Source organism: Lutimaribacter saemankumensis, from assembly GCF_900100005.1.
Lineage (GTDB): Bacteria > Pseudomonadota > Alphaproteobacteria > Rhodobacterales > Rhodobacteraceae > Lutimaribacter > Lutimaribacter saemankumensis.
This window is the reverse complement of the sequence record NZ_FNEB01000004.1, coordinates 86,661-99,103: the sequence shown is the minus strand read 5'-3', so window position 1 is coordinate 99,103 and position 12,443 is coordinate 86,661. Positions and strand designations below refer to the sequence as shown.

The following is a 12,443-nucleotide window of genomic DNA, read 5'->3' as shown; positions in this document are numbered from 1 at the left end:
GATCAGATATTCCAGATCCCGCGATACATCCTGCACCCTCCTGCCATGATTGCCGCTACCGCATAGCACGAAAACCGGGGGGCGTCACGCCCCGCCGAGACTGTCCAGCATCTCCTGCGCGGCGACCGTCGGCGTCATGCGCCCATCCGCCACCGCCTCGGCCAGCGCATCCATGCGCGCCCGCGCCGCCCCGGTCTCGAGCTGGGCCAGCAGCGCCTGCCGCACCTCCTGGTCGAACCAGTAACGCGCCTGCCCCGCGCGGCGGGCGTCGAAATGCCCGGTGTCCCGCCGCCAGTCGACCAGCGCGCGCATCTCGTCCCAGGCACGTTCCAGCCCGTCCTCCTGCAAGGCCGAAACGCAAATCGCCTTGGGAAAGCCTTCGGGATCCTGCGGCCGCTTGCGCAGCAGGCGCAGCGCCCCGGCATAATCGGCCTGGGTGCGGACCGCCGAGGCCTTCAGATCGCCATCGGCCTTGTTCACCAGGATCAGGTCGGCCATCTCCATGATGCCGCGCTTGACGCCCTGCAACTCGTCCCCGCCCGCAGGCGCCAGCAGCAAAACGAAAATATCCGACATCTCGGCCACGACCGTCTCGGACTGCCCCACACCCACCGTTTCGATCAGCACCACGTCGAACCCGGCGGCCTCGCACAATGCCACCGCCTCGCGCGTGCGCCGCGCGACACCGCCCAGATGCGACTGGCTGGGCGAGGGGCGAATGAACGCGCCCTGTTCCCGGCTCAGCCGCTCCATCCGCGTCTTGTCGCCCAGGATCGACCCGCCCGAACGCGCGCTCGACGGATCGACCGCCAGCACCGCGACCCGCAGGCCCTGCCCCAGCAGCATCATCCCGAAGCTTTCGATGAAGGTCGACTTGCCCACGCCGGGCGTGCCCGACAGCCCGATTCTCACCGCCTGCCTGGCGGTCTTGGCGCGCAACGCCTCGATCAGCGCGACGGCCTGGTCACGGTGATCGGCGCGGCTGCTTTCCACCAGCGTGATCGCACGCGCCAGCGCCCGCCTGTCACCTGCCACGATCCGGTCTGCCAACTGGTCGGTATCCATCGCCGCCTCCGTCGTTCCGGTCGCCGTGATGCCCCAGCCCGTGCCGCAAAGTCCAGCCCGTGCTTTCTCTTTCAGGAAATATCCTCGGGGGGTGAATTGGGCCAAAGGCCCAAGAGGGGGGCGGACAGCCCCCCTTTCCCGGGCGCGCAAAGCGCGCAATAACAGCCCCCATGACAACCCTGCCGATCCATGACGCGATCCCCGATCTGCTGGCAGCCCTGCAAGGCGCGGGCCGCGCCGTGCTGCAGGCCCCGCCCGGCGCGGGAAAGACCACAGTCGTGCCGCTGGAAATCCTGCGCGCCGGGCTGACCACGGGTCGCATCGTGATGTTGGAGCCGCGCCGGCTGGCTGCGCGCGCCGCGGCCGAGCGCATGGCCGAAACCCTTGGCGAACAGGTGGGGCAGACCGTCGGCTACCGCATCCGCGGCGAAACCAGGCGTGGCCGCGATACCCGGATCGAGGTCGTGACCGAAGGCATCCTGACCCGCATGCTGCAATCCGACCCCGGGCTTGCGGGGGTGGGCGCGGTGATCTTCGACGAATTCCACGAACGCTCGCTCAATGCCGATCTCGGCCTGGCGCTCTGCCTCGAGGTCGCGGGCGCTTTGCGCGACGACCTCATCCTGCTGGCGATGTCGGCCACGCTCGACGCCCAGCCCGTGGCCGATTTGATGGAGGCCCCGATCGTTACCTCCCAAGGGCGCAGCTTTCCGGTCGATATCCGCTGGCGCGACACGCCGGTGCCGAAAACCGCCCGGCTGGAACAGGCCACCGCCGACCTGGTGGCGCAGGCGGTGTCGGAAACCACCGGCGGCGTTCTGGTCTTTCTGCCCGGCGAAGGCGAAATCCGCCGGACCGAGGCACTGTTGAAAGACCGCCTGCCATCCGACTGCGCGCTGTGCCCGCTCTATGGCGCGATGCCCTTTGCCGCGCAGCGTGCCGCGATCGCGCCGATGGCCGTGGGCCGCAAGATCGTGCTGGCCACCGCCATCGCCGAAACCTCGCTCACGATCGAGGATATCCGCATTGTCGTCGATGCCGGTCGCGCCCGCCGCGCGCGCTTCGATCCCGGCTCGGGCATGGCGCGGCTGGTCACCGAACGGGTGACGCGCGCCGAGGCCACCCAGCGCGCAGGCCGCGCGGGCCGCGTGGCCGAAGGCACCTGTTACCGCCTATGGACAAAGGGCGAGGAAGGTGCGCTTGCCCCCTTCCCCCCCGCCGAGATCGAGGCCGCCGACCTGTCCGGCCTCGCGCTGGAGCTGGCACTCTGGGGGGCTGCGCCCGACGATCTGCCCTTTCTCACCCAGCCCAACCCTGGCGCCTATGCCGAGGCGCAGGCGCTGCTCAGGATGCTGGGGGCGCTCGATGCGGGCGACCGCATCACCGATCACGGCCGCGCGCTGGCGGCATTGCCGCTTCACCCGCGCCTGGCGCATATGCTGGCCGTCGCGGGGCCGCGGGCCGCACCGATGGCCGCGCTCCTGGCCGAACGCGATCCGCTGCCGCGCGGCGCGCCCGTCGACCTGTCGCTACGGCTCGAGGCGGTAACGCATCCCCGCCGCTACGCCGAACGGCATCCCCACCCCGCCAACCGCGCGGTCGTCGACCGAATCCGCGCGGAATCGAAGCGATTGGAACAGGCGGTACCGCGCGCCCACGCAGACCCGCACAGCGCGGCCGAAATGGCCGCGCTCGCCTATCCCGACCGGATCGGGCAACGCCGAAGCGGCGATGCGCCCCGTTTCGTTCTGTCGGGCGGCAAGGGCGCGGTGCTGGACGATGGCGACCCGCTGGGCCAGGCCCGGCTGATCGTTGTCACCGATACAGACGGCAACCCGCGCGAGGCACGCATCAGGCAGGCCATCGCCATCACCGAAAGCGAGCTGCGCGGCCTCTTTACCGACCGGATCGGCTGGGTCGACACCTGCGCGTGGTCGCGGCGCGACCGCCGGGTCGTCGCGCGGCGGCAGGAACGGCTGGGCGCCATCGTGCTGGACGACCGCATCTGGAAGGACGCCCCCAACGACGCCATCGCGCGCGCCATGCTGGACGGTGTGCGCGACCTTGGCCTCGGCCTGACCGATGCCGCGCGCCGTTTCACCGCGCGTGTGCAACTGGCCCGCGATGGCGGGCTCGACCTGCCGGACATGGGCGAAACGGCCCTGATGGACAGCCTCGAAGACTGGCTCCTGCCGCATCTCCACGGCATCCGCAGCGCCGAGGACTGGAAACGCTTCGACCCGCTCGAAGCTTTGCGCGCGCGGCTGTCATGGGACCGGATGCAGGCGCTCGACCGCGCGGCACCGGCGCATTTCACCACGCCGCTGGGCCGCCGCATCGCCATCGACTATTCCGGCGAGGCGCCCGAAATCCAGCTGCGCCTGCAGGAAATGTTCGGCCAGACGACCCATCCCACCGTCGCCGGCCAGCCGCTGCGCGTCACGCTTCTTTCACCGGCGGGCCGGCCGGTGCAGACCACGATGGACCTGCCCGGATTCTGGGCCGGCTCCTATGCCGATGTGCGCAAGGACATGCGCGCGCGCTATCCCAAACACCCCTGGCCCGAAGACCCCGCCCAGGCCGATCCGACCCTGCGCGCCAAGCCCCGCGGCTGAGGCCATTTGCCCTTTGCCTTTCGCCGCCAGCCCCTCCAAAATCGGGCCAAGCCAAAAGGGGGCACCCAATGCACTGGTCCTTTCCCATCGGAACGATCCGCGGCACCGAGATCCGCATCCACGCAACCTTTTTCCTGCTGCTGGCCTGGGTTCTGGTCGCGGCCTGGGGTGCCGAAGGCCCCGCCGCCGCGCTGGAAAACGTGGCCTTCATCCTGGCGCTTTTCACATGTGTGGTGCTGCACGAGTTCGGCCACGTCACGATGGCCCGCCGGTTCGGCGTGAAAACCCCCGACATCACGCTGCTGCCCATCGGCGGCATGGCAAGGCTGGAACGCATCCCCGAAGACCCGCGTCAGGAAATCCTGGTGGCGCTGGCCGGGCCTGCGGTGAACGTGGTGATCTGGCTGGTGCTGACGGTGGTCCTGGGCGCAAGCATGCAGCTCAACGTGCTGCAATCGCTCGAAGATCCGACCCAGGGCTTTCTGCAACGCCTTGCGGCGGTGAACCTGATGCTGGTGCTGTTCAACATGATCCCGTCCTTCCCGATGGATGGCGGGCGGGTGTTCCGCGCGGTGCTGGCGCTGTTCATGGACAGGGTGCGGGCCACGCAGATCGCCGCACAGGTCGGACAGGCGATGGCGTTCCTGTTCGGCTTCCTCGGCCTGACCGGTGGCAGCCCGCTGCTGGTGCTGATCGCGGTGTTCATCTTTTTTGCGGCCGGGGCCGAAAGCTCTGACGCCGCGCTGCGCGGCCGGGCGCACGATGCCCGCGCACGTGACGCGATGATCACCCAGTTCGAGGCGCTGTCCCCCGGTGACACGCTCGACACGGCGGCCGCTGCGGTTCTGCGCACCACACAGGCCGAATTTCCGGTGATCGACGCCGATGGCCACCTTCAGGGCATCCTGACCCGCAACGCCATCATCGCCGCGATCCAGAACGACCACCGCGCCGATCCCGTCTCGGGCGCGATGACGCAGGACATTCCCGCCCTGCGGCTCGATGCGCCGATGGACGACGTGCTGGACGCGATGCAATCCGGTATGCCGGGCGTGGCCGTAACCGACGCCAAGGGCCATTTCCTGGGCTACATCACCCGCGAGAACGTGGGCGAGTGGTTCATCCTCTCGCGCCGCTGAACCCGGGCGCCCCGCAACCGGAGCGCCCGAAGCCACTGTTACTTGGCGAAGATGTAAGGCGCGCCCGCACCGGCCGACCGGCCCCAGGCCGTCACCGGAACGATCGCGTCACGCCCGCCGCCCATGCCCGGCGAATCGGAGGGCATCTCGGGCACGGAAATGCCCACGATGTCCGGCCGGGTCTCAAGCATGTGGTCGATCGCGGCAAAGGGCACATGCCCTTCGACCACGTAGCCGCCGATCGTGGCGGTGTGGCACGACAGCAGGGTGTCCGGCACACCTGCCGCGGTTTTCATGCCGGCATAGTCATAGGTATCGGTCACCTCGACGGCAAAGCCGTGGGCGCGGGCCATGTCGACCCAGGCCCCGCAACAGCCGCAGGTGGGCGTCTTGGTCACGCGCAACACGCGGTCTGCCTGCGCCAGCGTGGCGACAGGGGAAAGCACCGCGACCGTGGCGGCAAGACCGGTCAGCAGTGACCGGCGCGAAACTGTGGAATGATACATATCGGTTCTCTTTCTGATACGAACAGGTTTCAGGCGGGACAACGGCCCGCCAGTGGAACAGGTCGGATCAGGAAAAGCGCGGTGGCGGGCTTGGCACGTCGGCACGCGGACCCGGCTGGTCCTGCCGGGCGGATGGCAACACCGCGCGCGCACGATGCCCCGGCACGGCAGCGGCCGCGACTTCGGGCGACATTACGTGACACAACGCGCAAACCTGCGCACAGCCATCGCCCGCGGCGTCACATTCGGGGCATGCGCCCATGCCCGCGTCATGGCCCATGGCGGCGATTGCCGCCTGCGGTTTTGCAAGATGTGCGGATGCGGCCTGCGGCATCAACGCCACGGACAGCGCAAAGACCGGCAGCACCAGCAGCACAAGCCACCGGGCAAGGGGCGAAAGGGAAAAGCGCCGCACGCCCGGCCGCCTTACCGGCGACGGTCGCGTCGGCTCGACATCGGTTGGAACGCCACGCCGACATGCGCCTCGCAATAGGGCTTACCCTGTTGCACGGGAAGGCCGCAGAACCAGAAATCCTCGGTCGCGGGGTCGCCCACGGGCCATTTGCAGGTCCGTTCGGTCAGCTCCATCAGCGTCAGCTTCTTGGCTTTCTTTTCGATCTCGCTGACCTTGGCCAGCGCCGCGGGGTCGATTTCGTTCGCCGAAGGCTGCGGCGGCAGCGGCTGGCCCGCGGGAATGATCTGCTTGCGCGCGGGCGTCGGCGCCGGACGCGCCTCGGCCTTGGGCTCGGGCACCGGTTTTGCCGCTTCGGGCGCCGACGGCTTCTTGGTCGTCTTGGCCGCCGGCTTTGCCTTGGCCTCGGCCTTGGGCTTTGTCTCGGCCTTGGCGGTGCCGCCACCGCCCGACCGGTTCGACAGGCCCAGGCGGTGCACCTTGCCGATCACGGCGTTGCGGGTCACGCCGCCCAGTTCCTTGGCGATCTGGCTGGCCGACTGGCCCTCGCCCCACATTTTCTTCAACAGCTCGACGCGTTCATCGGTCCAGGACATGGTCGCTCACCCGGTGTTATGAGATCAAAAGGCGGCCCGCACGCGCCGACCGCCCTCTTTCAATTTCGGTTGCCCCTATTCTAAGCATCCGTGACCGAGTTACAAGGCACCGAATCGCGACAGGGGGACACAATGGCCGGAACCGAAATGGGCGCGCGCCGCTTTGGGCGCATGAACTGGCTGGGGCTTTACACGCTGGCCCTGCGCGAGGTGCAGCGCTTTACCGCGATCTGGATGCAGACGCTGGTTGCGCCGCTGGTGACGGCGGGGCTGTTCCTGGTGATCTTCACCATCGCCATCGGCCCGACCCGCGGCGACGTCATGGGCGTGGCATTCACCACCTTCATCGCGCCGGGGCTGATGATGATGACGGTGATCCAGAACTCCTTCGCGAATACCTCGTCCTCGCTGGTGGGCTCCAAGGTGCAGGGCAATATCGTGGATACGCTGATGCCGCCGCTGTCGCCGCTGGAACTGGTGCTGGGTTACATCGCGGGCGGTGTCGGGCGCGGGCTGTTCGTGGCTCTGCCGATCGCGCTGGGGGTCTGGCTGTTTCTCGGCATCACCCCGCAGCACCCGCTTGTTATGCTGGTCTTCGTGGTCATGGGCTCGGCCATGATGGGGGCAATGGGCGTCGTTGCAGGGGTGATCGCGCAGAAATTCGACCAGATGGCCGCGATCACCAATTTCGTGGTCACGCCGCTGGCCTTCCTGTCGGGCACCTTCTACTCGGTCGAGGCGCTGCCCGCCGGCCTGCGCGAAATCACCCACGCCAACCCGGTGTTCTACATCATCGACGGCGGGCGCTATGGCATGCTGGGCATTTCCGACAGCTCGCCCTGGCTTGGCCTTGCGGTCGTCACCGGCTTCACGCTGGCGGTCGGCATCCTGGCCTGGGACATGTTCCGCCGCGGCTACCGGCTCAAGGCATAAGGCCGCGCGGGGCCGCCGTCGCGCGGCCCTTGCGCGTTTTCGCTTGGCAGGGCGCGAAAAACCCTCTAAGCGACACGCCATGACGACGCTGGCCCATATCCCCGCCATCCGACGCCGACGCACCCGCGCCTGACGTCCGTTTTTCGTTGTCACCCGCGCAGGATTGCGCAAACTCCCGAAAACCTTGACGAAGCCCGTGCCGTAAGGCACTCAGTTGGCTTCTTTTTCACCAAAGGATGATCGCCATGATCCCCAGTATTCTGCCGACCTATTCCCGGGCCCCGCTTGAGTTCGTCAAGGGCGAGGGCAGCTGGCTGCTGACGGCGGATGGGCGACGTTTTCTGGATCTCGGCGCCGGCATCGCGGTGAATGCCCTGGGCCATGCCCATCCCGCGCTGGTCAAGGCGCTGACGGATCAGGCCGAAAAGCTGTGGCATGTCTCGAACCTCTACCAGATCCCGCAGCAGCAGGCGCTGGCCGACCGGCTGGTCGAACACACCTTCGGCGACACGGTTTTCTTTACCAATTCCGGCACCGAAAGCTGTGAACTCGCCGTCAAGATGGTGCGCAAGTACTGGTACGAAAAGGGCGACCCCGAAAGGATCGAGATCGTCACCTTCGCGGGTTCCTTCCACGGCCGCTCGACCGCGGCCATAGCCGCGGCCGGATCAGAAAAGATGACCAAGGGCTTCGGCCCGCTGATGCCCGGCTTTACCCACCTGCCCTGGGGCGACCACGACGCGCTGCGCGCCGCCGTGACCGACCGCACCGCCGCCATCCTCATCGAACCGGTGCAGGGCGAAGGCGGCATCCGCCCGCTGCCCGACCAGTGCCTCAAGGGGCTGCGCGACCTGTGCGACGAAACCGGCGCGCTGCTGGTGCTCGACGAGGTGCAGTGCGGCATGGGCCGCACCGGCAAGCTGTTCGCCCATGAATGGGCCGGCATCACCCCCGACATCATGATGGTCGCCAAGGGCATCGGCGGCGGCTTCCCGCTGGGCGCGGTGCTCGCGACCGAGGATGCCGCCAGCGGCATGACGGCGGGCACCCACGGCTCGACCTATGGCGGCAACCCGCTGGCCTGCGCCGTGGGCTGCGCGGTGATGGACCATGTGGCAGACCCCGGTTTCCTTTCACAGGTCAACCGCGTCGCGGGGCAGCTCCGCCAGGGCCTCGAAGGGCTGGTCGCCGCGCATCCCGACGTCTTTGAAGAAGTCCGCGGCACCGGCCTGATGCTGGGCATCAAGTGCAAGGCCCCCAATGCCGACGTGGTCAAGGCCGGCTATGACAACGCCGTCATCACCGTGCCTGCCGCCGACAACGTGATCCGACTGCTGCCGCCCCTGACGCTCTCTGCCGACGAAGCGGCCGAGGCGCTGTCCCGCCTCGACAAGGCCGCGGCGCAGGTTGGCGCAGCCTGATCTTCATCTTGCCGGAAATACTCGGGGGTGAATTGGCCCCATGGGCCAAGAGGGGGCAACGCCCCCTGCCCCCCAAAAGGAAACGAACGACATGAAGCATTTTCTCGACATCAACAAGACCGACACCACCGCACTCAGGTCCATGATCGACACCGCACGCGCCATGAAGGACGCGCGCAACGGCCGGCCCAAGGGCAGCCCCGACGACGACCAGCCGCTGGCCGGCCACATGGTGGCGCTGATCTTCGAAAAACCCTCGACCCGGACGCGCGTCAGCTTTGACGTGGGCGTGCGCCAGATGGGCGGCGAAACCATGGTGCTGTCAGGCGCCGACATGCAGCTCGGCCACGGCGAAACCATCGCCGACACCGCCCGCGTTCTGTCGCGCTATGTCGACATGATCATGATCCGCACATTCGAGGAACAGACCCTTCTGGAAATGGCCGAATACGCCGACGTTCCGGTGATCAACGGGCTGACCAACCGCTCCCATCCCTGCCAGATAATGGCCGATATCCTGACATTCGAGGAACATCGCGGCCCCATCGCCGGCAAAAAGGTCGTGTGGTCGGGCGACGGCAACAACGTCTTTGCCAGCTTTGCCCACGCGGCCGGGCAATTCGGGTTCGACCTGACATTCACCGGCCCGCCGCCGCTCGACCCCGAGATGGTCTTTGTGGAAGAGGCCCGCGCCAAGGGCGTCAACGTCGATATCGTGCGCGACCCGGTCAAGGCCGTCGAAGGCGCCGATCTTGTCGTCACCGATACCTGGGTGTCGATGCACGATCCGCAATCGGCCCGCGAACGGCGGCACAACCAGCTGCGCCCCTACCAGGTCAATTCCGAGCTGATGTCGCACGCCAAACCCGACGCGCTGTTCATGCACTGCCTGCCCGCCCATCGCGACGACGAAGCGACCTCCGAGGTGATGGACGGCCCGCATTCGGTGATCTTCGACGAGGCCGAAAACCGGCTGCACGCGCAAAAGGCCATCATGCGCTGGTGCCTCGGCGTCTGACCGGCGCTGAAACGACTGCAAAAAATGGGCCGTGCGCACTGCAACTGCGCGCGGCCCTTCAGCTTTCCGAACCGGATGATTCCGCGGGTTTTCCGTCGTGCCCCGTCATCGCCTCGTTCACCGCCGCCCCGATGGTGACTATGCCCAGGATCACATAAATGATGGCAACGAAGCTATTGAGCGATGGAATCCCGAACAGAGGGCCCGAGAACTCCCAGAACGCCATGATCGCACCGATGAAATAAAGGCATACGACGACAAAGAAGCAGATGTTCAGATACGCATCGACCCGGCGTGAACGCAGACGTTCCTTGCTGTCCTTGTCCTCCAGCCAGTTTTCCCAGCCCTTGCCTGCCGCCAGGAACCGCGGTTCGATATGGTGGCGGATGTAACTCCCGGCCCGCATCATGCCGGTGTGCTGGGACACATAGAGAAAGCACGACACGATCACGATCGCCGGCGCCATCAGGAACAGCGCCTCGCCCACGTTGAACTCGTCCTCGACGACCTTGCCCAGGGCCACGATGCTTGGAATCCCGAACAGCCCCGCCGTGATGATCTGAAACGTCTTGGCCTGCCGGTCCGCGATCTCGTCACGCAGCGTGGCATATTCCGCCAGCAGAAATTCCTTTTCCAAATCGGTCATTGGGAAAACCCCGAAACGCTTCGTGCAATGACCCTACAGTAAAAAGAGCGTCCGCAATCTCCTAGCAATTTCTGCGGGTATGGCCGCGGATCACTCGAACAGCTTGCCCAAGCCCTTTTTCAGCTCATCTTTGAGCTTGTCTTCGACCTTGTCCTTGACCGCGTCTTCGACGCTCTGGTCGGCATTCCTGTCGACGCCAAGCTTGTCGGTGATCTTGTCCTCGACCTTCTGCTTCACTTCCTGTTCCTTGGCGTCGATCTCGGCCTCGAAATTCTGTTTCACCGCCTTTTCCAGGTCGATCGAGATCTTGGGGTCGGCCCAGGGGCCGCGCACCCGCACCGGCACCTGCAACCCGCGCCCGTCGCGCGCGGTCAGCGAAATCGGCGTCACCGTGTAGTCGATGCTCTGCCCGCCCAGGTCGATCTGCCCCTGACCCGTCGCCTTGGCAAAGGGCAGCGCCATCGACAGGTCATCGTTGCGCAGCACCCCGCCGGCAATGGTAAAGCTCGCCGTCATCGCATCGAAAACAGTCGTGCCGCCGGTCGTCATGTCGCCGCGCATCAGCCGGTCGAGGTCGATCCCGTCGATCACCCCGCGCCCGGTGGAAAAACCGCCATTGCCGCTGAGCGAGCGCATGATCGCATCCAGAGAATTGCCCACGCCCAGGAATTCCACCCGCGCCTCGCCGGTGGCCTTGAAGCGCGAAATACCCGCCGCGGCGGTCAACAGCGCCTTCATGTCCACACCCGTGGCCCGCAGCCGCCCGCCGACCGACAGGCCCGAGCGGTTGTTCATCACGAAATCGCCTGCGATCTGCCCGCCATAGGCGGCCATGCGCTGGATATCGAACACCGCACGCGACTGGGTGTTGGTCGCCCGGATTTCCGTCGCGCCAAGCTTGAACTGGCCAAGGTCCACCGATTGCGCCGCCAATGTCAGATCGGCATCGAAGGCAGCCAGCCCGCTGGCGTCGATCCGGTCCCTGGGCCAGCCGCCGCCAGCCTTGGGCGTCCCACCGCCACTGCCCCCGCTGCCGCTCGAGGCCGACAGCGCCGTCAGATCCAGCGCACCCGCCGAAAGGCGCCCCGTCACCAGCGGCGTGTCCCGCAGCGCAACCGTCACCGCGCCCGACAGCCGGTTGGAATCCAGCGCCAGCGACATCCCGTCCAGAACCGCGCGGGTGCCGTTGAAATCCAGACCCGCCTGCAGCGATACCGCCCGGCCCAGCCCGCGCGGGATATCGACCCCGCCTACGCCAAGCGCAGCCAGCGCCGCGCCCGTGTCGGGCAGATCGGCCTTGAGCTGCCCCTGCGCGAACAGACCCGGCCCCCCGCGCCCGTCAAAGCTCACGCTGCCGCCCCCCAGCCTGGCCCGCGCGACCATCGGCTGCGCTGCGCCCTCGAACAGCCCGGCGAAATTCTGCACCGTCGCCGTCACCTCGACCGGGCTGCCGCCCGGTTGCAGCGTCAGGACAAAATCCGCGGCCCCCGCCGCATCGGGCCAGCGCATGTCAAAGCCAACGCCCTCGTAGACGCTGGTCGCGCCGGTCGCGCGGTCGGTGTAGCTGACCGTCGCGTTGGTGATCAGCGCCCGGTCCAGCGTCAGCGACAGCGGGTTCGGCGCACTGTCAGACACGCCCGAGGGGCTGACGCCCTCGACGCCCACCTGCCAGTTCGCGCGCCCGTCCGCCGCCGTTTCCAGCCGGATCACCGGGTTTTCCGCCTCGAGCCCGGTGATGCGGATGCTGCCGCCGATCAGTGCTGCCATGTCCACGCCGACCTTGAGGCTGTCTGCCTCCATCATCGGGCCACCCTGGGCCCAGTCGGCATTGGCGATGGCCATCTTGCCGGTCGACACGCCAAGAACCGGCCAGAAACTCACCTGCGTGTCGCCGGACAATGTCACCGCGCGCCCGGTCTGCGCCTCGATCTGGTCCGCCGCGATCCGGGCGATGCGGTCGCCTGGCAGCAACAGCAGCGACACCACGGCGACCAGCGCCATGACGATGAAGAAACCGATGATCCTGAACAGCAAACGCATCACGCACCCCTAACTTGATTGCGCACAGGATAGCATCCTGCCACGCGCCCGC

At 67.2% G+C, this 12,443-nt stretch carries 11 protein-coding genes; 5 read left to right on the top strand and 6 right to left on the bottom strand.

The window, feature by feature from the left end; genetic code table 11:
• Positions 1–84: 84 nt before the first annotated feature.
• Positions 85–1,065, bottom strand: coding sequence for a methylmalonyl Co-A mutase-associated GTPase MeaB (gene meaB / locus BLT50_RS09480; protein ID WP_090028440.1), 981 nt, complete (start codon positions 1,063–1,065; stop codon positions 85–87).
• 170 nt (positions 1,066–1,235) lie between these two features.
• Between meaB and hrpB the strand changes: the two genes are divergently transcribed.
• Positions 1,236–3,680, top strand: a complete 2,445-nt coding sequence (gene hrpB, locus BLT50_RS09475) for an ATP-dependent helicase HrpB (protein ID WP_090028439.1) — start codon at positions 1,236–1,238, stop codon at positions 3,678–3,680.
• Positions 3,681–3,748: 68 nt separating this feature from the next.
• On the top strand, positions 3,749–4,819 hold the full coding sequence (locus tag BLT50_RS09470) for a site-2 protease family protein (RefSeq protein ID WP_090028438.1): 1,071 nt from the start codon (positions 3,749–3,751) through the stop codon (positions 4,817–4,819).
• Between the two features lie 38 nt (positions 4,820–4,857).
• Here BLT50_RS09470 and BLT50_RS09465 read toward each other — a convergent pair whose 3' ends face one another.
• The 3 genes from BLT50_RS09465 to BLT50_RS09455 all read right to left on the bottom strand — a co-directional run bounded on the left by BLT50_RS09465 (position 4,858) and on the right by BLT50_RS09455 (position 6,333).
• On the bottom strand, positions 4,858–5,325 hold the full coding sequence (locus BLT50_RS09465) for a DUF411 domain-containing protein (protein ID WP_090028437.1): 468 nt from the start codon (positions 5,323–5,325) through the stop codon (positions 4,858–4,860).
• 67 nt (positions 5,326–5,392) lie between these two features.
• Positions 5,393–5,740 carry a hypothetical protein gene (locus BLT50_RS09460; protein ID WP_139170506.1) on the bottom strand — a complete coding sequence of 116 codons (348 nt, stop codon included), beginning with the start codon at positions 5,738–5,740 and terminating at the stop codon, positions 5,393–5,395.
• Positions 5,741–5,751: 11 nt separating this feature from the next.
• Positions 5,752–6,333 (bottom strand): GcrA family cell cycle regulator, encoded by a 582-nt coding sequence (locus tag BLT50_RS09455; protein ID WP_090028435.1) that lies wholly within the window; start codon positions 6,331–6,333, stop codon positions 5,752–5,754.
• A 132-nt stretch (positions 6,334–6,465) separates the two neighbouring features.
• Between BLT50_RS09455 and BLT50_RS09450 the strand changes: the two genes are divergently transcribed.
• The 3 genes from BLT50_RS09450 to argF all read left to right on the top strand — a co-directional run bounded on the left by BLT50_RS09450 (position 6,466) and on the right by argF (position 9,705).
• On the top strand, positions 6,466–7,266 hold the full coding sequence (locus BLT50_RS09450; protein WP_245723343.1) for an ABC transporter permease: 801 nt from the start codon (positions 6,466–6,468) through the stop codon (positions 7,264–7,266).
• 245 nt (positions 7,267–7,511) lie between these two features.
• Positions 7,512–8,687 carry an aspartate aminotransferase family protein gene (locus BLT50_RS09445; RefSeq protein WP_090028609.1) on the top strand — a complete coding sequence of 392 codons (1,176 nt, stop codon included), beginning with the start codon at positions 7,512–7,514 and terminating at the stop codon, positions 8,685–8,687.
• A gap of 91 nt (positions 8,688–8,778) precedes the next feature.
• Positions 8,779–9,705 carry an ornithine carbamoyltransferase gene (argF, locus tag BLT50_RS09440; RefSeq protein WP_090028608.1) on the top strand — a complete coding sequence of 309 codons (927 nt, stop codon included), beginning with the start codon at positions 8,779–8,781 and terminating at the stop codon, positions 9,703–9,705.
• A gap of 58 nt (positions 9,706–9,763) precedes the next feature.
• Here argF and BLT50_RS09435 read toward each other — a convergent pair whose 3' ends face one another.
• Both BLT50_RS09435 and BLT50_RS09430 read right to left on the bottom strand, forming a co-directional pair.
• On the bottom strand, positions 9,764–10,351 hold the full coding sequence (locus BLT50_RS09435; RefSeq protein ID WP_090028434.1) for a hypothetical protein: 588 nt from the start codon (positions 10,349–10,351) through the stop codon (positions 9,764–9,766).
• A gap of 90 nt (positions 10,352–10,441) precedes the next feature.
• Positions 10,442–12,391 carry an AsmA family protein gene (locus BLT50_RS09430; protein WP_090028433.1) on the bottom strand — a complete coding sequence of 650 codons (1,950 nt, stop codon included), beginning with the start codon at positions 12,389–12,391 and terminating at the stop codon, positions 10,442–10,444.
• Positions 12,392–12,443: the final 52 nt, after the last annotated feature.

Excerpts from the sequence above, each read along its gene's own strand:
- BLT50_RS09435 (WP_090028434.1), bottom strand. The coding sequence starts at position 10,351 with ATGACCGATTTGGAAAAGGAATTTCTGCTGGCGGAATATGCCACGCTG.
- BLT50_RS09465 (WP_090028437.1), bottom strand. The coding sequence starts at position 5,325 with ATGTATCATTCCACAGTTTCGCGCCGGTCACTGCTGACCGGTCTTGCC.
- BLT50_RS09470 (WP_090028438.1), top strand. The coding sequence starts at position 3,749 with ATGCACTGGTCCTTTCCCATCGGAACGATCCGCGGCACCGAGATCCGC.
- BLT50_RS09455 (WP_090028435.1), bottom strand. The coding sequence starts at position 6,333 with ATGTCCTGGACCGATGAACGCGTCGAGCTGTTGAAGAAAATGTGGGGC.
- hrpB (WP_090028439.1), top strand. The coding sequence starts at position 1,236 with ATGACAACCCTGCCGATCCATGACGCGATCCCCGATCTGCTGGCAGCC.
- BLT50_RS09450 (WP_245723343.1), top strand. The coding sequence starts at position 6,466 with ATGGCCGGAACCGAAATGGGCGCGCGCCGCTTTGGGCGCATGAACTGG.
- BLT50_RS09445 (WP_090028609.1), top strand. The coding sequence starts at position 7,512 with ATGATCCCCAGTATTCTGCCGACCTATTCCCGGGCCCCGCTTGAGTTC.
- argF (WP_090028608.1), top strand. The coding sequence starts at position 8,779 with ATGAAGCATTTTCTCGACATCAACAAGACCGACACCACCGCACTCAGG.
- BLT50_RS09430 (WP_090028433.1), bottom strand. The coding sequence starts at position 12,391 with ATGCGTTTGCTGTTCAGGATCATCGGTTTCTTCATCGTCATGGCGCTG.
- meaB (WP_090028440.1), bottom strand. The coding sequence starts at position 1,065 with ATGGATACCGACCAGTTGGCAGACCGGATCGTGGCAGGTGACAGGCGG.